This is a genomic window from bacterium, assembly GCA_030685015.1.
Classification (GTDB): Bacteria; CAIWAD01; CAIWAD01; order CAIWAD01; family CAIWAD01; genus CAIWAD01.
Genome location: JAUXWS010000013.1, coordinates 1 through 18,927, shown reverse-complemented (window position 1 = coordinate 18,927; position 18,927 = coordinate 1). Strand labels below are relative to the sequence as shown.

The 18,927-nt window shown below is 70.8% G+C and carries 17 protein-coding genes; 14 read left to right on the top strand and 3 right to left on the bottom strand.

Annotated features, from left to right (window positions below):
* Positions 1 to 618: an RdgB/HAM1 family non-canonical purine NTP pyrophosphatase gene (gene rdgB / locus Q8O14_01065; protein ID MDP2359331.1), complete on the bottom strand. Its 618-nt coding sequence runs from the start codon at positions 616 to 618 to the stop codon at positions 1 to 3.
* Positions 615 to 4,256: a hypothetical protein gene (locus tag Q8O14_01060; GenBank protein ID MDP2359330.1), complete on the bottom strand. Its 3,642-nt coding sequence runs from the start codon at positions 4,254 to 4,256 to the stop codon at positions 615 to 617. The genes rdgB and Q8O14_01060 overlap by 4 nt, the downstream gene beginning before the upstream one ends.
* Before the next feature lie 151 nt (positions 4,257 to 4,407).
* Here Q8O14_01060 and Q8O14_01055 point away from each other — a divergent pair, with 151 nt between their 5' ends.
* From Q8O14_01055 to Q8O14_01040, 4 genes are read left to right on the top strand one after another with little or no spacing between them, the layout of a single operon-like run.
* Positions 4,408 to 6,288: an ABC transporter ATP-binding protein gene (locus Q8O14_01055; protein MDP2359329.1), complete on the top strand. Its 1,881-nt coding sequence runs from the start codon at positions 4,408 to 4,410 to the stop codon at positions 6,286 to 6,288.
* Between the two features lie 41 nt (positions 6,289 to 6,329).
* Positions 6,330 to 6,689 carry a hypothetical protein gene (locus Q8O14_01050; GenBank protein MDP2359328.1) on the top strand — a complete coding sequence of 120 codons (360 nt, stop codon included), beginning with the start codon at positions 6,330 to 6,332 and terminating at the stop codon, positions 6,687 to 6,689.
* On the top strand, positions 6,686 to 7,777 hold the full coding sequence (locus Q8O14_01045; GenBank protein ID MDP2359327.1) for a glycosyltransferase family 9 protein: 1,092 nt from the start codon (positions 6,686 to 6,688) through the stop codon (positions 7,775 to 7,777). The genes Q8O14_01050 and Q8O14_01045 overlap by 4 nt, the downstream gene beginning before the upstream one ends.
* Positions 7,774 to 8,850: a glycosyltransferase family 4 protein gene (locus Q8O14_01040; protein MDP2359326.1), complete on the top strand. Its 1,077-nt coding sequence runs from the start codon at positions 7,774 to 7,776 to the stop codon at positions 8,848 to 8,850. The genes Q8O14_01045 and Q8O14_01040 overlap by 4 nt, the downstream gene beginning before the upstream one ends.
* 37 nt (positions 8,851 to 8,887) lie before the next feature.
* On the opposite strand, the gene Q8O14_01035 is transcribed toward Q8O14_01040, so the two are convergent.
* Complete coding sequence (locus Q8O14_01035) at positions 8,888 to 9,784, bottom strand: hypothetical protein (protein MDP2359325.1); 897 nt, start codon at positions 9,782 to 9,784, stop codon at positions 8,888 to 8,890.
* 260 nt (positions 9,785 to 10,044) lie between these two features.
* Here Q8O14_01035 and Q8O14_01030 point away from each other — a divergent pair, with 260 nt between their 5' ends.
* From Q8O14_01030 to Q8O14_00985, 10 genes are all read left to right on the top strand, one after another.
* The gene (locus tag Q8O14_01030; GenBank protein ID MDP2359324.1) at positions 10,045 to 11,508 is read left to right on the top strand and encodes a bifunctional UDP-sugar hydrolase/5'-nucleotidase; all 1,464 of its coding nucleotides are present in this window, start codon (positions 10,045 to 10,047) and stop codon (positions 11,506 to 11,508) included.
* A complete protein-coding gene (locus Q8O14_01025; GenBank protein MDP2359323.1) occupies positions 11,495 to 12,640 on the top strand; it encodes an aminotransferase class V-fold PLP-dependent enzyme in 1,146 nt (381 codons plus the stop codon). Before Q8O14_01030 ends, Q8O14_01025 begins: the two co-directional genes overlap by 14 nt.
* Positions 12,637 to 13,188 carry an AmmeMemoRadiSam system protein A gene (gene amrA, locus Q8O14_01020; protein ID MDP2359322.1) on the top strand — a complete coding sequence of 184 codons (552 nt, stop codon included), beginning with the start codon at positions 12,637 to 12,639 and terminating at the stop codon, positions 13,186 to 13,188. Before Q8O14_01025 ends, amrA begins: the two co-directional genes overlap by 4 nt.
* 86 nt (positions 13,189 to 13,274) lie before the next feature.
* A complete protein-coding gene (locus Q8O14_01015) occupies positions 13,275 to 13,679 on the top strand; it encodes a cytidine deaminase (GenBank protein MDP2359321.1) in 405 nt (134 codons plus the stop codon).
* Positions 13,676 to 14,302: a uridine kinase gene (gene udk / locus Q8O14_01010; GenBank protein MDP2359320.1), complete on the top strand. Its 627-nt coding sequence runs from the start codon at positions 13,676 to 13,678 to the stop codon at positions 14,300 to 14,302. The genes Q8O14_01015 and udk overlap by 4 nt, the downstream gene beginning before the upstream one ends.
* Before the next feature lie 7 nt (positions 14,303 to 14,309).
* Positions 14,310 to 14,930, top strand: a complete 621-nt coding sequence (locus Q8O14_01005) for a thymidine kinase (GenBank protein MDP2359319.1) — start codon at positions 14,310 to 14,312, stop codon at positions 14,928 to 14,930.
* Between the two features lie 2 nt (positions 14,931 to 14,932).
* Positions 14,933 to 16,234 carry a nucleoside transporter C-terminal domain-containing protein gene (locus tag Q8O14_01000; protein MDP2359318.1) on the top strand — a complete coding sequence of 434 codons (1,302 nt, stop codon included), beginning with the start codon at positions 14,933 to 14,935 and terminating at the stop codon, positions 16,232 to 16,234.
* Between the two features lie 19 nt (positions 16,235 to 16,253).
* Positions 16,254 to 17,066 carry a purine-nucleoside phosphorylase gene (locus Q8O14_00995; GenBank protein ID MDP2359317.1) on the top strand — a complete coding sequence of 271 codons (813 nt, stop codon included), beginning with the start codon at positions 16,254 to 16,256 and terminating at the stop codon, positions 17,064 to 17,066.
* Positions 17,067 to 17,068: 2 nt separating this feature from the next.
* Complete coding sequence (locus Q8O14_00990) at positions 17,069 to 18,343, top strand: BamA/TamA family outer membrane protein (protein MDP2359316.1); 1,275 nt, start codon at positions 17,069 to 17,071, stop codon at positions 18,341 to 18,343.
* Positions 18,344 to 18,375: 32 nt separating this feature from the next.
* Positions 18,376 to 18,927, top strand: a 552-nt coding sequence (locus Q8O14_00985) for a hypothetical protein (protein MDP2359315.1), incomplete at its 3' end; no start/stop codon positions are given.

Here is an 18,927-nt window from a genome sequence, read left to right as displayed (position 1 = left end):
TCACCAGCCCCGCGCCTCGCGCAACCAGGCGACCAGTTTCTCCACGGCCCGTCCGCGGTGGCTGAGGGCGTTCTTCTCCGCCAGGCTCAGCTCGGCGAAAGTGCGGCCCAGCTCGGGCACGAGGAAGACCGGGTCGTAGCCGAAGCCGCCCTCGCCGCGCGGCGCATCGAGGATCAGCCCGTGGCAGGCGCCGCGGAGCAGGGTCTCGCCCCCGTCGGGTTCCACCACGGCCAGCACCGTCTCGAAGCGCGCCTGGCGCCGGTCGGACGGCACCGGCCCGATCTGCCGGCACAGGCGGCGGACATTGTCGGCGTAGCTGCAGCCCGGTCCCGCCCAGCGCGCGCTGTGGACGCCGGGCGCCCCGTCCAGGGCGTCCACCAGCAGGCCCGTGTCGTCGGCGACGCAGAGCCCGCCGCAGTGCGCGTGCAGCGCCCGCGCCTTGATGAGGGCGTTCTCGGCCAGAGTCGCGCCGTCCTCGACGGGCTCCGCCAGCTCCGGGAAGTCGCGCAGCGATTTCAGCTCAACAGGGCCGAAGGCGGCCTCGAGGGCGTGGTGCAGCTCCTCGAGCTTGTGAAGGTTGCCGGTGGCGACGAGGAGGCGGATTTCGCGCGCCCTCATGGCCGGATCCCGTCATCCGGCGATCGCGTCGGCGGAGCCTGCTCCGTTCCGGTCAGCCAATAGTGGCAGGGACGCAGGCGGCGCAGGCTCTGGCCCGGGGCGTGGCGCGCCAGGTAGCGGTCCATCAGCTCGAACTGGGATTCCGGACCGATTAGGAAGAACTGGGTGCCCGGCGCGGGAGTCCAGGCGGGATCGCCCAACCCGGGAAAGACCAGGGCATGCACGGGCAGCTTGCGCGCTTCCAGCTGGTCGGCCAGGGTCGGATCCGCCAGCAGGTCCAGCAGGCCCTGGCGGAAGGCCCGCTGCTCCTCCAGGCGGCTTGGTCCGGCCGCGTGCGGTACGGCGCCCCGGCTGGGATCATGTGCGACCTGAAGCTCCAGGGCGCGCTGCCCGGTGCGCTCCGCATAGGACAGGGCCGCCCGGGATCCACCGAAGGAGGCGACCAGGGCGGTCGCGGCCCGGGCCCGGTCGACGGGCGGGGCCTTGTGCACGCAGTCCTCGACGAAGCCCAGGGTCTGGGCGGCGTCCGGGCAGCGTTCGGCGTAGTAGCGCAGGAGGCCCGTGCGCTCCCGGGGGCGGATGCCATTGGAATAGGCCAGGCCGGCGGCCCAGGTCTGCATGAAGAGGCCCTGGTCGCCGCCGCCGCCCAGCAGGTTGCCTGCCAGATAGTCGACCAGGCCCGCGCGCTCCCAGGCATGTTGGTGGGTGAGCGGCGCGCTGATGATGACCACGCCGCTGGAGGAGCCGGGGTGGACCAGGCCCAGGCAGGGATGGTCGGACGGTCCGTCCCGTTTGATCCCGGCCTTTGCCCGGTCAAGGGGCAGTTGGGGGAAGAGGCCGCCCAGCGCGGCGGCCGGCGGCATCAGGTCCGTCCAGGCCGGGCGGCCGCCCGTGAACCAGGCGCGGACCGGGGCGTGCCGCAGGAGGTCGGAGCGCAGCTGCCGCAGTCCATCCAGCCGCTGATCGGCGGTCGCGGACAGGCCGGTCGTCATGGCCCGGCAGACGACGGGCCAGAGGGGACCGTCCTCGGGCAGCTCGGCGGCCATGGCGGCCAGGTCGCCCAGGGCGAGGTCCAATGTCTGGCAGTCCCTGGCGCCCAGGGTGATGGCGGCGCCGGCATCGTTCCCACCGCCCAGGGTCGGGTGTCCGCCCCAGACCGCGGGCCGGTCCGACGCCGGCACATCCAGCAGACGGGCCAGGGCGGCGCGGCAGGAATCGGCGGCGGCGGGGGCGGTCCAGGAATCCGGCCACCGGGCCACGGCCTCCAACGCGGCGATGACCGCCGGGGAGCCGTCCTCCAGCAGCCAGGCGCAGCGCAGCAGGTCGAACTCCTGCGTGAGAAAGCAGCCCGCCCGCAGCAGGCCCGGGTTGTGGCGCTGGCGCCAGGCCGCCGCTGGCGCCTCCACCCAGCTCTCCTCGGAGCCCTGGCGCGTCTCGCGGATGTTGGCCAGCTCGCGACGCACGATCTCCCGCAGGCGCGGCCGGTTGGCCTCGGACCAATCCGCCTCCTCGAGGAAGCGCTGCAGCCACTGCGCGCCCTTGGCGCATTCCTGCGGCGTGGCGCCGGCGCAGCCCAGCACCAGCTCGCCGCGGCCCGCCTCCAGGTCGGCGTCCAGCCAGGCCCCCGCCCAGGAGACCTCCCGGCGCAGGGCGTCCTCCACCTGTCGGAAGTCCAGTTTGCCTTTGGCCCCATCCACGCCGGCCTGAGTCAGCAGGGCCGGCAGGGCCGCCACCCAGGGATTGTCCGCCCCGATCCCGACCAGGTCCGCCGCCAGGCTGAAACGCGCGCCCTGCATGCCCTCAAAGACACCGTGGCAGAGCGGGATGCCGCCCGCCAGGCGCAGCGTGTCCACGACGATCTCCGGGTCGTTGTCCAGGGGCAGGCGCTCCGGCAGCGCCGGCGTGGGCAGGCCGGCGCGCTCGGCCTCCAACTGGGCCGTCATCTTGTCATAGTCGGCCTGGAAGCGGCGCAAAGCCTCCTGGCGGCCGCGTGTGCCGTAGGCGCGCTCCAGGGAGTCGGCAAAAGCCTCCAGGCGGGCGGCGCGCGAAGACTCCTTCTCCGCCAGCAGCGCCGGATTGCTGCGCGTCCCCACCAGGTGCGGCTCCGCGGCGAGCAGGCCCATCCGCTCCAACCAGGGGGCGAAGGGATTGCCTGGATCCTTCAGCCGCCGCTCCACCTCGGCCAGGTCGCCCTCCTCGTCAAGGCGCAGGTGGAAACCGCCCCGCTCGCGCAACTCGCGCAGGTGGTCGGCCCAGAACGAGCCGGTGCCACGCTGGCCGAAGCCGGGGGGGTGGTCCAGCAGGCTGCGCCCCTGGCGGCGGCGGCTGGTCAGCTGGGCCAGGGCCCGTTCCTTCAGCGCCGCCAGAGCCGGATCACCCTCCCGCCAGCCGGCGATGCGCTCCAGGCTGGTCCGCACGCGCCCGCGCAGCGTGGCCAAGCCTTCCGCCGTGACGCGCGCAGGCGGCACACTGCCCAGGGCCAGCCAGACGGGCTGGCCCGGCTCGCGGCTGATCCAGCCGCTGATCCAGGCGGCGCCCAGCGGATCCGGGCTTGCCACTGGATCAAGCAGATCGCGGTGCAGTTCGGAGCCGTCGCCCTGCGCCACCACCGTGAGCAGGATCTGGGCGGCCAGGACATCCGGTCGATCCAGCTTCCGCGCCGGCGTCCAGGCGGCGAGGACCAGGGCCGGCTCGTCGGCGCGGGCGCCGGGCACCTCCACCACCTCCGTCAGTGGCGGGACGGCCACCGGCGGCGTCGGCAGCATGGCGCGGCCGCGTGGTGGGAGGCCCGGGGCCTGCGGCTCCAGGCGTCCCAGCATGGCGTCCAGGCGGGCCAGCAGATCGTCGCCCACCTCGCCGGGAGGCAGCACCAGCACCAGGCCCATGTTGCCCAGGAAGTGCGAGTCCCGGTGGAAGGCGCGGATGTGGGAGGGCTCCAGCCGCCGGATGGCCTCCGGGATGCCGCCCTGGTTGACGGCCAGCGGGTGGTCGGCGCCGTAGCAGTGGGTCATGAGGCGGTGCTGGGCGCGACTCCAGGGGTGGTCCCAGCTCGACAGCATCTCGGTGTAGACCGTCCCCTTCTCGTCCGCTTCGAGGATGGCACCGCGTGCCTTGGGTCCCACGTGGCAGACCTCGCGGCGGATCTCCTCGTCGCTAAAGTCCGGGTGCAGCAAGGCGTCGAGCCGGTCCTCCAACTCCACCAGGAAGTCGGCCGGGCTGAGAGCCGTGCTGAAGTGGTAGCAGGTTTCGAGCTGACCCGTGAAGGCGCTGGATGAACTCAGGCGGAATTCCTCGGCCTTGGCCACGGCCAGACCACGCCGCCCCTTGCCCAGCAGCAGATGTTCCAGGGTGTGCGGCTCGCCGCGGTCGGTCGTCACCGGGGTGGAGATCCAGACGAAGGCCTGGGGGGCGGTCTCCATGGGCAGCAGGTCGAGGAGCAGGCCCGAGCCGTGCTCCAGGCAGGCTCCGGCCGGCCGATCGCGGCTGTCCAGGTAGAGATGGAGGCAACGGAATCCGTCCGAGCGGGGCTCCGCGCCCAGCTGGTCCAGCCAGGAGACGCTGGTGGAAGCGGCGGCCGGAACGACTGTGGCCGGCAAGAGCAGCGCGGCGACGGCAAGGGAACAGCGGCAATGATCCATGAATCCTCCCGGATGTGGCGACAAAGTAAGGAGGTGGGCTCAGGCGGCCCGGCGCCGGCCGCCTGGATGCGTCCCGGGCGACACGGACCCGGGGGGAGGTCCGCCGGCGACCGGACGGATCGCCGCCGCCGCTCGTCCCCTATATTGGACCATGCTTCGCCTCATCCGCCAGTTCATTCCCTACCTGCGCGGGGTGCGCCTGCACCTGGCCCTGGGTCTGCTCATGATGGTGGTCGCCAGTCTCCTGGCCGGCGTCAACATCAGCCTCATCTACCCCTTTTTCGAAGGCGTGTTCGGCGGCGCCGCCACGGACCCGCCGACAGAGCGCCTGATGGACCTGGCGCCTTCCATCAAGCTCTTGGGGCGTGATCTGTGGCAGGCCGGGCAGGCCGACTCCGGGCTGCGTGATCTGGCCGGACGGGCGCTGGACGACTTCATGGCCCGCCACGCCCGCCACACCGTGCTCTTGCTGCTTTGCGGCACCGTCCTGGCGCTGGCCGTCCTCAAGTTCATCGCGCTCTACCTCTACCGCGTCTTCTTCGTGCAGGTGGAGCAGACCATGATCCGCCGCCTGCGCGACCACCTCTTCACCCACTTGCAGGGCCTCTCCCTCGACGTGGTGCAGCGCTTCCGCCAGGGGGAATTGATCAGCCGCCTCATCAACGACGTGATGGTGGTGCGCAGCCTGACCATCACCAAGGTGGCGGACCTGCTCTCCAACCTGCTGCAATGTCTGGTCTACCTCGGCCTGGCCCTCTTCGTGGAGTGGCGGCTCACCCTGGTCTCCGTCCTGGTCCTTGCTCCGGCCGTGGCGGGCTTCCAGGCCATCGGCCGCAAGCTGCGCACCTACAGCCGCCGGGCCCAGGAGCACATGTCCCGCGTGTCGGAGAGCCTGTCCGAGAACCTGCAGGGCTTCCGCGTGGTGCAGGCCTTCTTCGCCCGGGAGCGGGAGATCCAGCGCTTCCAGCTGGCCACGGCCAGCTACTTCCGCCGCACGCGCAAGCTGGAGTGGGTAGCCGGCCTCTCCACGCCCTTCGGCGAGTTCGCCTCCGTTGTCGTCGCGGTTTTCATGTTGTGGTACGGTGGCCTGCAGGCCCTGTCGGGGGACGGCCTGTCAGGCTCGGCCTTCCTCACCTTTCTGGCCGCGCTTCTGGCCATGCTGCATCCGCTCAAGATCGTCGCCCGGACCTGGAACGACCTCCAGCGCGGCACGGGCGCGGGCGACCGCATCATGGAGGTCTTCGACCTGCGCTCAAGCCTGGCCACCGTGCCAAACCCGGCCCCGGTCGCGGGCCTGCGCGAGGGGATCGAGCTGCGCGGCGTCTCCCTCCTCTATGGCGAGAAAGCGGCCTTGCAGGAGGTCGGCCTGACCCTGCGGCGGGGGGAGCTGGTGGCCCTGGTGGGCGCCTCCGGCTCCGGCAAGACGACCCTGGCCAACTTGGTGCTGCGGCTGGTGGACCCCACGACGGGGGGCATCTATCTGGACGGGCGCGACATCCGAGAGCTGGAGCTGGGCTCCTATCGCCGTCTTTTCGGCGTGGTGGGGCAGGACACCTGGCTCTTCCAGCTCAGCGTGGCCGAGAACGTCTGCTACCCGGAGGCCTGCCCCGACCCGGCCGTGGTGGCACGGGCCCTTGCCCTGGCCAATGCCGAGGGTTTCGTGCGGGAGATGGGCGGTCTCGACGCCCTGGTCCAGGAAGGCGGCAGCAACCTGTCCGGCGGACAGCGGCAGCGCCTGGCCATCGCCCGCGCCGTGTCGCGCCGGCCGGAGGTGCTCGTCTTCGACGAGGCGACCAGCGCCCTGGACTCGGAGAGCGAGCAGCTGGTGCAGTCGGCCCTCGAACGCTCCATCAGCAACCGCACGGCCCTGGTCATCGCCCACCGTCTCTCGACCATCATCCGGGCCGACCGCATCGTCTGCCTGAAGGACGGTCGCATCGAAGGCATCGGGCGGCACGAGGAGCTGCTGCGGACCAGCGAGGAATACCGCAAGCTCTACGAACTCCAGTTCAGCGCGCAGGAGGAGTCGTGATTGTCCAGGCCCCTGTCTCCGTCGGCGAACTGCTTGACAAGATGTCCATCCTGCGCATCAAGCTGCGCGAGTTCGGCGACGAGGTCAAACGGCGCAATGTGCGGCGGGAGCTGGACGAACTGGAAAAGGTGGCCGCCACGGCCGGCCTGCGGCATCCGGAGCTGGAGGGTGGGCTGGACGAGGTCAACGGCGAGCTGTGGCGGATCGAGGACGAGCTGCGCGTGCTGGAGGGCCGCCGGGATTTCGGGCCGCGCTTCGTGGAGCTGGCCCGCGCCGTCTATGTCACCAATGACCGGCGGGCCGCCCTCAAGCGCCGCTTGAACGAGCACTTCGGCTCCACGCTGGTGGAGGAGAAGCAGTACGTGGACTATTCCCGAAGCGGGGAGGACGGCGACGCGTGATCCGCGTGTTGGTCATCCAACTGCGACGCCTGGGCGACATCCTGATGACGACCCCGCTGCTGAGACACCTGCGGCGCGCCCTGCCCCAGGCCCGGATCGAGCTGCTCTGCGAGGAGAACGGACGGCCGCTGCTCGAACACAATCCCCACCTCGACGGGATCCTCACCCTGCCGCCCGCCGCCGGTCTGGTTGATCTGCTGGACACGGCCCGGCTGCTGCGCCAATGCCGCTATGACTGGGTGATCGACAGTCAGGCGCTGCCCAAGACGGCCTTCCTGTCGGTGGCGACGGGGGCGCCGGTGCGGCTGGGTTTCGGTGGCCGCTGGTGGAGGGTGCCCGCCTACACCGTGCGCTACACAAGGCGCCGGGCGGATTACAGCGCTCTGGACAAGCTCCGGCTGCTGGCCCGCCTCCTGGACGCCGCGCACGCGCCGGATGAGCGGGATCTGGATCTGGATTTCCCCGTGGGCCCGGAGGATCGCCGCGCCGCCGAGCTATTTTGCCGCCTCTGGTTCCCCTGCGCGCCCTCCCTTCCGCCGGCCCGCCCGGGGGGGCCGGCCCGCTGGCCGGTGGCGGCCCTCTTCGGTGTCAGCCGCCAGCCCTACAAGGTGTGGCCGGCGGAGCATCTGGCCGAGATCGGCCGGCGCCTGGAGCGTCGCGGCCTGCGTCCCTTCCTGGTCCATGGTCCAGGCGAGGAGGAGGCGGCGCGGGAGCTGGCCCGGCGGCTGGGCCCCGCGGCCATCCACGACTACCCCCTCCCGGGCTTCGCCGCGCTGAAGGAGATCCTGGCCCGCTGCGCCCTCTTCGTCGGCAACGACGGCGGCCCCAAGCACCTGGCGGCCCTTTCCGGCATCCCCTCGGTGGCGGTCTTCGGCCAGGTGCACCCGGAGTCCTGGACCCGACCCCATGACCCCACCCAGCGCTGGGTGGCCACCGCCTCGACCAGCCGCACCCTTCCCACCCTTGGCCCCTGCGAGGAGGTGGAGCGCCTGGATCTTGTGCCGGTGGGCGCCGTCTGGCGGGTCGTGGAGCGGTTGCTGAGCGATTGCGCACCCCTCTTCCAGAGCGAGCGGGGAAGGGGCCGGTGAGGCTGCTCTACGTCAACAGCACCCGGCGCTGGGGCGGAGTCAAGAGCTGGAGCCTGCGCAGCGCCCGTCAGTTGGCCGCCCGCGGCCACGAGGTGGTGGTCGCCGGCCGGCGCGGCGACCCCTTCCTGGACGCCTGCCGCGAGGCCGACCTGGAGGTCTGGCCGCTTTCCTTCGGCCCGTCCTGGTCGCCCCGCCTCATCCTGCGCTTCGTCCGTCTCATCCGGCGGCGCTCCATCCAACTGACCGTCTGCAACACGGGACGTGACCTGTCCACGGCCGGCGCCGCCTCCCGCCTGTGCGGCGTTCCCGTGGTGCACCGGGTCGGGTCGGGCACGGACTTCCGCGACACGCTGGCCCGCCGCTGGACGCACCAGGCCATCGTCAGCCGAGTCCTGGCGCCCGCCGCCACCATGGCCAGGGAGCTGACGGAGCGCTTCGCCTGGATCCAGCCCGGCCAGGTCTGCGTCTCGTGGAACGCGGTCGAGAGCCCTCTGCGGAACAGACTCCCCGGTCAACCAGGCCGCCTGGTCTGCCTGGGGAGGCTGGCCACCGGCAAGGGCCTGGAAAGCCTGCTGAGCGCCGTGGCCATCCTGCACGGGCAAGGGCAGGAGCTCCAGCTGGACCTCGTGGGCGAAGGACCCATCGAGGCGGAGCTGCGCCGGCGGGCGATTGAGCTGGGAATAGGGGACCGCGTGCGCTTCACCGGCTTCATCCGTCCGGTGTCCCATGTCCTGGCCCTGGCCTCCATTGGAATCCTTGCCTCGCGCAGCGAGGGCTTTCCCAACGTCCTGCTCGATTACTGGTCCGCCGGCCTGGCGGTGGTCTCCAGTGATCTGCCGGGCGTGCGCGAGGCGATGGGTGAAAGCGGCGCGGCCCGGCTTGTTCCCGTGGATGACGTCGAGGCCCTGGCCCGGGTCCTGGGCCACCTGCTGCGTGATGATGGCGAGCGCAAAGGCCTGTCGGCCGCCGGCCTGGACCAGGTGCGCCTTCATTTCAACGTGGAGCGGGAGGTCGGGCGTCTGGAGCGGATTTTCGCCGCGCTGATCAGCCCTCCGTCCCAACCGATGGAATGAGGCGGACGGAGCGTTGCCGCCCCGTCCGCCGGCAGGATCAGTCGCTGGGCCGGAAGAAATCGAACATGTCCTTCAGCGCCCCGGCCGCCGAGGCGATGGCGATGATGCGCCAGTTGTACGTCCGCTGCAGGGCGGTCAGGTCGGCGTAGACTCCCCAGGCGCAGTTCTCACCGGTCTCCAGGGCGAAATCGTGCCACCAAGCCACCGTGGCCGCCATGCAGGTGGCCGCCCAATACTCGCGCAGCTCGGCATCCTCCTTGGAAGCCGCGTAGTTCTGCCAGTCCGCCACCTCCCGGGGCGAGATGCCGTTCCCCAGATCCATCAGCAGTTGCTCAAGCACTAGGTCATCGGCGAAGGGCCCAGGCCGGGGCCGCTCGTGCCAGTCCGCCAACACATCCTCGTGTTTGGGCAGGAGATCGGAATCGAAGCTGCCATCAATCAGTTCGCTGAAGAGAATCTCCGCCTGGACGCGGCTGCGCTTGTCCAGCAAGCCGGTCAAGCCCAGCCCTTCGGCCTCCCTTTCCATGGCATCCACCATTTCCCTCGGGTTGAGGGGCGCCGTGCGCCAAGCGGTCATGCAGGCGTTGTGCCACTGGGCGAAGGCGGGAACTTGGCTGCGGCGCAGATCGAAGTCCGGACCGCCCCAGGCCAGGCAGGGATCCAGGGGCCTGCAGGGGAAGGGACGACACCAGTCACGGCAGAAGATGGGGAAGATCACGCAGAAGAGGCTGCGATCCACCGCCTCGTCCGACCCGAAGCCGATGGGGTCGGCCTGGTTCGCACCAAACTGGGCTGATCCATCCTGGGCCAGGGAAAGGCGCGCATCGCTGCTCAGGGGGTCCTTCTGGCAACCTGTAGACAGAAAAAGAATAAGACTGCAGAGGAAGATCATGCCAATGGGCATGACACGGTGATCATTCGGACGGGACTGCATGGGGAAACCTCCGGGTTGGACAGCCGGATCCCTTCCGCGGAAGCGGTCCGGCTGCTTGTCACTGGACAGGTAAGTGCCGCAGGGCGGCATGTCGGAGGTTGGTGAGGCGGAAGCAACGACCCCGATTCCATCGAAGTCAGGGCGTTTTATACCTTCGGATCGTGGCGAGGTTCCATCGGATCGCAAATTTGTGAGGCCCCGCAGTGGTTCAGAATATCAGTGGTATCCGGCATTCCGCTCGATCGGCCCATCGACTGCTGTTGGCCGGATTGTGCCTCGGCCTCCTCTTCTCCTGCGGCACGCGCGAGACCCAGATCATCCTATTGCACACCAATGATATACATGCCTGGTTCGCCCCACGCTCCTTGGTGCAGGCGGACGGCGCCGTGGTGGAGCTGGGCGGGGCGCCGGTCCTGGCCGGCTTGGTGCGGAAATATCGTCAAGAGAATGATGGGCGCACGATCTATCTGGATGGTGGCGACGTCTTCACCGGCACACCCATCTCCAGCCTGACGCAGGGTTTGGCCTGCATCGAAGTCTTGAACCTGCTGGCCCCCGATGCCATGGTCCTGGGAAACCATGAGTTCGATCACGGCATGGAGGCCCAGCGCCTGGCGCTGGATCGCGCCTCCTTCCCTGTATTGCAGGCCAACGTCATGATGGTGGGACGGCTTCAGCCCTACCTGCCGGCTGACTTGATCATCAACCGCAACGGCTTGCAGGTGGCGATCCTGGGACTCAACTCGGATCATCTCCACCAGCTCTGCCAACCGCGACATGTGGTGGGCGTCAAGGTGGATTCCTCCCACGCCGTGGCGCGTCGCTGGTTGAGCAAGATGGCGGCTGTCGACCTGCGGATCTGCTTGTCACACCGCGGTTTCGAAGAGGACAGCCTGCTGGCCCTGGCCGTGCCCGGCTTTGATCTCATCGTGGGCGCCCACAGCCACACCGTGTTGGAGAAACCGGTCCGGGTGGGCGACAGCTGGATCGTCCAGGCGGGCGATCAGGGCCGCTTCCTGGGCGTGGACACCCTTGATGTGGTCAAGGGCAAAGGGATCGTGCGCATCCGCGGCGGTTTGCTTTCCGTGCTGGCCGGCACCGCCGAGCCGGCCTCGGATGTGGCTGAGCTGGTGGCCGCCCAGGAGCGTGAGGTCAATGCCCAGTTGGGCGAAGTGGTGGCCGATCTGGACGGAGCCTGGCGGCGCAACAGCCGCGGCGAGTCGAACCTGGGGAACTGGCTTTGCGCCGCCATCCGGCAGGGGACCAAGGCCGACATCGGGCTGTGGAACAGTGGCGGCATCCGCAAGGATCTGCCGGCCGGCCCCGTCTCCCGGCGCGACCTCTGGGAGATCGCGCCCTTTGGCAACGAGATCCTCGTCGTCCCCCTGAGCGGAGAGCGGATCCGGAGCATCTTCCTTGATCAAGTCGAACGGGGCGGCCAGCATCTCCACTTCGACGGCCTGCGAGTCTCCGCTGATGGGCAGGGGCGCCCGGATGGCTTCCTGGCGGGCGGCCGCCCCCTGGAGGACCAGCGCCGCTACCGGGTGGCGCTGAGCGACTACGTGTGGGACCAGCTGCGCCAACCGGCCGACTCCCTCCTCGCCGTCACGCGCACGGGTCAGCTGGACCGCGACCTGCTGACGGCCCGGGCCCGGAACGAGCGGGTGATCACGCCCGTGTTGGATGGCCGCTGGGGACCCGGCGAGGCCCGTGCCCAGCGCTGATGACAGGCCGGTCCGGATCAACCTGGCGCCCGGACCATCCCAGCTGCTGCCGCTGGTCCCGGCGGCGGCGGCCCGCTTCCTCTCATCCGGCCTGGCCGGGCTGAACCACCGCTCCCCCGAGTTCACGGGCCTGATGAGGGAGCTGGACGCCCGATTGCGTCGCTGCCTGGCCTTGCCCGACGAATTCCGGCTCTACTATGTCTCGTCCGCCACCTATGCCATGGAACTGGTCCTGCGCAACCTGGTGCGCCGCCGCTGCGCCGCCCTGGTCGCCGGAGCCTTCGGCGAGCGTTTCGCCCAGGTGGCGGCCCTGATCGGGCGTGAGGCGGCCCTGACACGGCTGGAAACAGGCAGCAGCCTGGAGGGATGGCGGGCGGCCGGACCCGGGCGCCGGGTGGACCACCTGTTTGGGAGCACGGCCTGGCGCGAGGCGGAAGCCTGGCTGCTCTGCCACAACGAGACGGCGGCCGGCACCGCCCTTCCGCTGGATCTGCTGCCCGCGGCCGACTCCCTGCGCCTGGTGGACTGCGTCTCAAGCGCGGGGGCCCAGCGGCTTCCCTGGGCCAAGGCCGACCTTTGGTTCTTCAGCGTGCAGAAGGCCTTCGGCTGTCCGCCCGGCCTGGCCGTCATCGCCGCGGGTCCGCGGGCCCTGGAGCGCGCCCGGGAGCTGGAGGCGGAGGGCCGGGACACGGGCGCCTGGTTCTCCTTCTCACGCCTGGAGGACAACGCCCGCCGCCACCAGACGCCCTGCACGCCCAACTCGCTGGGTCTGGCCCTCCTCTCCGCGGCGGCCGAGCGGTTGGCGGAGGAGGGGGCGGCGCCGGTGGAGGAGCGCTGCCGCGCCATGCGCGACCGGTGCGTGGCCTGGCTGGATCGTCATCCCGTCCTCCGCCCGGCCGTGCCCCATCCCGTCGACCGCTCCCTGACCGTGACGGCCGTGGCCCGGCGTGACGGCGGGTCCCTGGCCGGCCTGGAACAGGCCCTGCGGCGCGAGGGGATCGTGGTGGGCGGCGGCTATGGCGACTGGCGCGGCACCAGCCTGCGCCTGGCCCATTTCCCCGCCCATGCCATGGCGGACCTGGAGGAGACCCTCGCGACGATGGACCGCTTGCTTGATGGAGGCATGGCATGACACCCCTGACGAGAGAGGCGGCCCGGGCCGCCCTTGGCCTGGCGCGTCGCAGCATCGAGCAGGCGCTGGAGGGCCGCATGGTCGCCGATCAGCCCGTCCCCGGACTGGAGCAGCGGGCCGGGGCCTTTGTCAGCCTGCACAAGGCGGGCCACCTGCGCGGCTGCATCGGACAGCTGGAGGCGGACCAGCCCTTGTGGCGCCTGCTGCCGTCGTTGGCCCGCTCCGCCGCCTGCGAGGATCCCCGCTTCCCCGCCCTCAAGCCAGCGGAGTGGCCCCAGTGCGCCGTCGAGATCAGCCTCCTGGGCCCGGCCCGCGCGGTGGCCGGGCCGGACGAGATCCAGGTCGGGCGGCACGGGATCGTGCTCGAGCAGGGGGGCCGGCGGGCCGTCTACCTGCCGCAGGTGGCCACCGGGCAGGGCTGGACCCGCGAGGAGACCCTGGCCCATCTCTCCGTCAAGGCCGGCCTGCCGCCCGACGCCTGGCGCGGGGAGGGCTGCCGTTTGCTTGTCTTCGAGGCCCAGGTGTTGCGCGAGGACGAGCAGGCCTGAGCCGCCGCCGATCCGCGGGAGCCGGGCTTTGCTACCTTGGCCGCCGGATTCGCTGTGACACAGGCTGCCCAAGCGGGAGACAACCCATGGCCCGGCCTTCCGACGAGATGCTGCTGCAACAGGCCTGGGTGGCCCGCGAGCAGGCCTGCTGCCCCTACAGCGGGTTCGCCGTGGGAGCGGCGCTGGAGTGCGCGGACGGCGCCGTCTACACGGGCTGCAACGTGGAGTCCAGCTCCTACGGCTTGACCTGCTGCGCGGAGCGGATCGCCCTCTTCACGGCGCTGGCGGCCGGGGCGCGCTCTTTCCGCCGCATCGCCATCGTGGCGGAGGCGCCCCGCGTCTGTCCGCCCTGCGGGGCCTGCCGCCAGGTGCTGGCCGACTACGCCCCCGGCCTGCTTGTGCTCATGGCCAACCGCACGGATCACCTCACGCTGGGGCTGGACGAACTCTACCCCCACAGCTTCGACCAGCACTTCCTGGCCCAGCCATGAAGCGTCGTCCCATCCTCATCGGCATCGCCGGAGGCACGGGCTCCGGCAAGACGCTGGTCGCCCGCACCCTGGTGGAGCGGATCGGCAGCGAGCGCGTCGCCATCCTGGAGCAGGACAGCTACTACAACGACAACTGGGACCTGCCGCTCGAGGAGCGGACCCGCATCAATTACGACCATCCCGACGCCTTCGACCACGCCCTCCTGGGGGACCACGTGCGCCGGCTGCTGCGTGGCGAGGGGATCGACATGCCCGTCTACGACTACGCCCAGCACGCCCGCAGCCGGGACCGGGTCGTCCACATGGAGAACCATCTCTGCGTGATCCTCGAGGGCATCCTCGTCCTCCATGATCCGCTCCTGCGCCGCAAGATGGACATCCGCGTCTTCGTGGACGCCGACGCCGACGTGCGCTTCATCCGCCGCCTGCGCCGCGACGTGAAGGAGCGCGGCCGCTCCCTGGACGGTGTCATCGAGCAGTACGAGACGGTGGTGGCGCCCATGCACCTGCAGTTTGTGGAGCCCACCAAGCGCTTCGCCGACATCATCATCCCCCAGGGGGGGCAGAACCTGGTGGCGATCGATCTGCTGCAGACGAAGATCGCCAGCCTGCTGCGCGAGTGAGGCCGCCATGCAGTTCATGAGACCGGGCTGCGGTTGGATCGAGGTCATCTGCGGCAGCATGTACAGCGGCAAGACGGAGGAGTTGATCCGCCGCCTGCGGCTGGCCCGCATCGCCCGCAAGGGCGTGCAGATCTTCAAGCCGGCGCTGGACACGCGCTACAGCCGGATCGACATCGTCAGCCACAACGAGCAGAGCCTCGCCAGCCTGGCGGTGGCGCGCGCCCGCCAGATCAGCGAGCTGGCCGGCAACGCCGAGGTGGTGGGGGTGGACGAGGCCCAGTTCTTCGACGCCGAGCTGGTCCCCGTCTGCGAGGAACTGGCCCGCGCCGGACGGCGCGTGGTGGTGGCCGGGCTGGACAAGGACTGGCGGGGCGAGCCCTTCGGCCCCATGCCGCGGCTGATGGCCGTGGCCGAGTTCGTCACCAAGCAGCACGCCATCTGCGTCGTGTGCGGCAACCCGGCCAACTTCTCCCAGCGCAAGACCCTGAGCCGGGAGCAGGTGCTGCTGGGCGCCGCCGACCTCTACGAGGCGCGCTGCCGGCAGTGTTTCCAGGTTCCTGACGAGGAGCAGCTGCGCCTTTTCGACCTGGAGCCGGAGCAGGAGAAGGACCGCCAGCGGGAGGCCTGATCGTGGAACGTCTGATGAGCCTGGTCGGCATGGTGGCGCTGCTCGGCATCGCCTGGCTGATGTCCAGCCGGCGACGCGCCGTGCGCCTCAAGCCGGTCCTCAGCGGCATGGCCCTGCAGCTGGTCCTGGGCGGCCTGCTCCTCTGGTGGGAGCCCGGACGCGCCGCCTTCCGCTGGTTCTCCGACGGCGTCGCCTCCTTCCTTGCCCTTTCGGACAAGGGGGCCGCCTTCCTCTTCGGCAACCTGGCCGATCCCCGCCATTTCTTCCCGGAGGGCGGCTTCTGGCCGGGCTTCGGCTTCCAGTTCGCCTTCAAGGTGCTGCCAACCATCATCTTCTTCTCCGCTTTCATGTCCATCCTCTACCACCTGGGCGTGATGCAGATCGTGATCAAGGGCCTGGCCCGCGTCATGCAGCGCGTGATGGGGACGAGCGGATCGGAGACGCTGAGCTGCACGGCCAACATCTTTGTCGGGCAGACGGAGGCGCCGCTGCTGATCAAGCCCTTCCTCGCCGGGATGACGCGCTCGGAGCTGCTCACCGTGATGGTGGGCGGCTTCGCCACCATCGCCGGCGGCGTGCTGGCGGGCTACATCGCCATGGGCGTGAACGCCGGACATCTGGTGGTGGCCTCCGTCCTCAGCGCCCCCGCCGCCCTGGTCGTGGGCAAGATCCTCGAGCCCGAGACGGAGCTGTCGCAGACGATGGGCAAGGCCGAACTGCCCCGCATCGACACCGGGGACAATGTGGTGGACGCCGCGGCGCGCGGCACCACGGACGGACTCAAGCTGGCCGCCAACGTGGCCGCCATGCTCATCGCCTTCATCTCGCTCATCGCGCTGGCGGACTGGATCCTGGGCGCGCTGGACGGTTGGATCGACGGCCGCCTCCTGGGCGGGGCGGCGCTGCCCTCGGGCGAGTACGCCGGCTTCCTGCCCGGCAGCCTGCGCACCTTCTTTGGCACCCTGCTCGCCCCCCTCGCTTTTCTCATGGGCGTGCCCTGGCAGGACGCCGCCCAAGTGGGCAACCTGCTGGGCATCAAGCTCTCGGTCAACGAGTTCGTCGGCTTCGCCGCCCTGGCCGAGCTGATCCATGACGGGGTGATCGGTCCGCGGGCCGAGGTGATCGCCACCTACGCCATGTGCGGCTTCGCCAACTTCAGCTCCATCGGGATCCAGATCGGCGGCATCAGCGCCCTGGCTCCCGAGCGGCGCGGGGACCTGGCGCGGCTGGGCCTGCGCGCCATGTTCGGGGGGGCCATCGCCAGCTGGCTGACCGCCTGCGTGGCCGGCCTGATGCTGGGATGAGGGGAAAGGACGCCCGGCCATGAACGAGGAGATCCGCCGCGCTGCCGCCTTCGTGCGGGAGAACCTGGGCGAGCTGCCACCCCGCGCCGTGGTGCTGGGCAGCGGCCTGGGCGTCCTGGTGGACCATCTGGAGGACGTGCGGGAGCTGGAGACGGCCGCCATCCCCCATTTCCCGCCCTCGACCGTGCCGGGGCACGCCGGCCGCCTGGCCGCCGGACGCCTGGAAGGCACGCCCGTGCTGGCCTTGAAGGGCCGGGTCCACGCCTACGAGGGCTACCGCCAGGATCAAGTCGTCTTCCCCGTGCGCCTGCTGGCGGAGCTGGGCGTGCGGCGCCTGATCACCACCAACGCCGTGGGCGGCATCGACCGCCGCCTCGCGCCCGGCGACCTTGTCCTGCTCGAGGACCAGATCAACCTCATGTTCCGCAACCCCTTGCGTGGCGTCAACGACCTGGCGGCCGGACCCCGCTTTCCCGACATGAGCGCCCCCTACGACCGCGAGCTGTTGGCCACGGCCCGGGAGACGGCGCGCGAGCTGGGCATCTCCCTCCCCACGGGCGTGATGGCCGGCTTGCTGGGGCCCAGTTACGAGACTCCCGCCGAGATCCGGATGCTGGCCCGCCTGGGCGCCGACGTGGTGGGCATGAGCACGATTCCGGAGACCATCGCCGCCCGCCACCTGGGCCTGGCGGTGATCGCCATCAGCTGTGTGACCAATTTCGCGGCGGGCCTGGGGCAGCGTCCCCTCGACCACGCCGAGGTCACCGAGGTGGCCGAGCTGGCCCGCGGACGCTTCTCCCGCCTGCTCGCCGCCCTGCTGGCCAGGATCTGACCATGCGCCAATGGTGGTGGGTCCTGCTGGCGCTCGCTCTCCAGGCCCGCTCCCAGGGCGTCGGCGAGGTGGCGGCGCGGCCGGGTGATTGGGCGGAGTGGCGGGTGCGCCACGTGCGCTGCCTGGGCCTGCAACACACCGACAGCACCGTCATCCTGCGGGAGCTGGAGTTGAAAGCCGGCTTCGGCTACAGCGACGAGCTGCTGGCCGACGATGCCCGCGCCGTCAAGAACACCAACCTCTTCGCCCGCCTGGTCGTCTCGGTCAATCCGGACAGCGCGGAGGAGGCGGTGGACATCGTGTTCGCCGTCAACGAGCGGCCCCGCTGGCTGGCCTACCCCATCCTCTCGCCCACGGACGGCCTGGGCTGGACCTGGGGCGGCGGCCTGATGAACCGCAACCTGGGCGGCATGGGACGGCGCCTGGACCTGGCGGTCGAGGCGGGCCGGCGCTTCTCCTACAGCGTCTACCTCCAGGACCCCTGGTTCATGGGCCGCCGGCCGGCGGTCTCGCTCTACCACAACCGGAGACAGGCCCGGTCGGCGGCGGGCGACTACGACTGGGTCGGCAGCGAGCTGAGGGTGGGCTGGCAGCAGCGTCTGGACCGCCACACCCGGCTGGGCCTCCATCCTTTCCGGCAGGAGGTCGTGGTGCACGACCGCCGCGCGGGGAGGGAGCAGGTCACGGTCAATCCGCGGGGCGTCGACGCCTATGGCGGCCTCAGTCTCAGCCTGGACCGCAACACGACGGATTTCCACGTCAGCCCCGGCCGTGGCGGACATGCCTGGGCCATGGCCACGGGCCTCGGCCTGGGAGGGGACAATCAGCCACAGGGCCAGCTGGTCCAGGTCTCGGCCAGCCGCTTCGCGCCCCTGGGACCTCGCCTCACGGTGGGCCTCAACCTGAGCGCCGGCCTGGCGCAGGGACGCCTCGCCGAGTACATGAAGCACTATCTTGGCGGGCGCGGCCGGGTGCGCAGCGGCGCCGGCGGCCAGTGGCCGGGCTGGAGCCTGTGCCACGGCAGCTTCGAACTGCGCGCCCCGCTGCTGCCCAGGCAGGTCTACTTCCAGCACATCGACTTCGGGCTGGGTTGGGTGGCCTTCCTGGACGGCGGCCTGGTCTGGGAGGAGCAATTCCACGGCCGCCGGCTGGCCGCGGGCGGCGCCGGCCTGGGACTGCGCCTCTTCGCCCCCTTCGTCGAGGTCGGGCGCATCGACGCGGGTTGGTCGCCCACGCACGGCTTCAACGTCCACATCGCGCAAGGACATGCCTTTTGAACACTGCCCGGCATCTCAGGCGATCCTGGCTCTTGCCACTGCTTGTTCTCTGGTTGCTGGCGAGCGGCCCGGGCGGGGCGCCCGCCGCCGACCCACCCGCCGCGGCGCCGGGCAAGGCCATCGCCGCCAAGGGGGACAGCGCGACCCCCGCCGGGCCGGAGTTCATTCCCCTGGCGCGCCGCCCCCTCCCCACCGGCCTCTTCGTCTCGGCCCTTGTGGCGGCGCCGGGCCGCCTGTGGGCCGTGGGGGATTCCGGACTGATCGCCTGGAGCGCGGACGACTCCCTCTTTCGCCGCCTGGAGGCCCCCGACGCCCTCCCCCTGCACTGTGCCGCCCTGGTCGAGGGGCGTCTGGCCTGCGCCGGGGACAGCGGCCGCGTCTACCTGGTCGCCGAGGGCCGCGCCCGCCGGGCCGCCCTGCCCGACCGGCGCACGGTGCGCGACCTCTCCTTCCTGGGCGCCACCGGCCTCCTGGGCGGCGACGCCGGACTGCTGGCCCGCAGCATGGACGGCGGCCGCAGCTGGGACACCCTGGCCGCGCCCCTGCCCATGCGCTTCAACAGAGTCATCGTGCACGGGCAGGGC

Excerpts from the sequence above, each read along its gene's own strand:
- rdgB (MDP2359331.1), bottom strand. The coding sequence starts at position 618 with ATGAGGGCGCGCGAAATCCGCCTCCTCGTCGCCACCGGCAACCTTCAC.
- Q8O14_01060 (MDP2359330.1), bottom strand. The coding sequence starts at position 4,256 with ATGGATCATTGCCGCTGTTCCCTTGCCGTCGCCGCGCTGCTCTTGCCG.
- Q8O14_01055 (MDP2359329.1), top strand. The coding sequence starts at position 4,408 with ATGCTTCGCCTCATCCGCCAGTTCATTCCCTACCTGCGCGGGGTGCGC.
- Q8O14_01050 (MDP2359328.1), top strand. The coding sequence starts at position 6,330 with ATGTCCATCCTGCGCATCAAGCTGCGCGAGTTCGGCGACGAGGTCAAA.
- Q8O14_01035 (MDP2359325.1), bottom strand. The coding sequence starts at position 9,784 with ATGCAGTCCCGTCCGAATGATCACCGTGTCATGCCCATTGGCATGATC.
- amrA (MDP2359322.1), top strand. The coding sequence starts at position 12,637 with ATGACACCCCTGACGAGAGAGGCGGCCCGGGCCGCCCTTGGCCTGGCG.
- Q8O14_01015 (MDP2359321.1), top strand. The coding sequence starts at position 13,275 with ATGGCCCGGCCTTCCGACGAGATGCTGCTGCAACAGGCCTGGGTGGCC.
- udk (MDP2359320.1), top strand. The coding sequence starts at position 13,676 with ATGAAGCGTCGTCCCATCCTCATCGGCATCGCCGGAGGCACGGGCTCC.
- Q8O14_01005 (MDP2359319.1), top strand. The coding sequence starts at position 14,310 with ATGCAGTTCATGAGACCGGGCTGCGGTTGGATCGAGGTCATCTGCGGC.
- Q8O14_00995 (MDP2359317.1), top strand. The coding sequence starts at position 16,254 with ATGAACGAGGAGATCCGCCGCGCTGCCGCCTTCGTGCGGGAGAACCTG.
- Q8O14_00990 (MDP2359316.1), top strand. The coding sequence starts at position 17,069 with ATGCGCCAATGGTGGTGGGTCCTGCTGGCGCTCGCTCTCCAGGCCCGC.